The 578-nt window shown below is 63.0% G+C and carries 1 protein-coding gene; it reads right to left on the reverse strand.

The features are described 5' to 3' along the window. A partial coding sequence (locus AC1RPZ_RS27360; RefSeq protein ID WP_493141023.1) for an RHS repeat domain-containing protein occupies nucleotides 1-578 on the reverse strand: 578 nt, incomplete at both ends.

Raw genomic sequence — 578 nt, forward strand, 5'->3', positions numbered from 1 at the left:
CCGAAGGCGTCGTAGTCGTAATGGCGGTCGCCTTGCAGCAACAGGCGGTTGCCGTGGATTTTCGTCGGGCCGGGGCGGTCCTGCATGATCAGGTTGCCCGCCGGGTCGTGGGCGAAGGTTTCCGGTGAGTTGTCGCGGGTGTGGCGGACGCGGGTCAGGCGGTTCAGCGGGTCGTAGTGATAGTTTCGTTGGCCGTGACGGGTGTCGGCGATGTGATCGAGATTGCCGTTGGCGCTGTAGGCATAGTCGCGGCGGTACAGGTTTTTTTGCTGTTGGCTGACGGCGTGGGCTTGCAGACGGCCCTGCTCGTCGTAGGCGTATTCGCTGAGCAGCAGGCCTTGCTGGCGCTGTCGTTCGCGGCCGAATTCGAACTGATGGCTGGTGAGTCGTGCGCCGTTGAGGTCGATGGCGGTCAGCGCGCCGCCCTTGGCGTGGTGGTAATCGAGTTTGCTGTTGTCCGGCAGACGCAGATGAGTGAGCTGACCGCAGGCGTCATAGCCATAGCGCAAAGTGCCCCAGCCCTGGTGTTCGGTGATCAGCCGATCTTGCTGGTCGTACTCGAACTCCAACGGGTGGTC

Source organism: Pseudomonas sp. GW822-FHT02D10 (assembly GCF_058802345.1).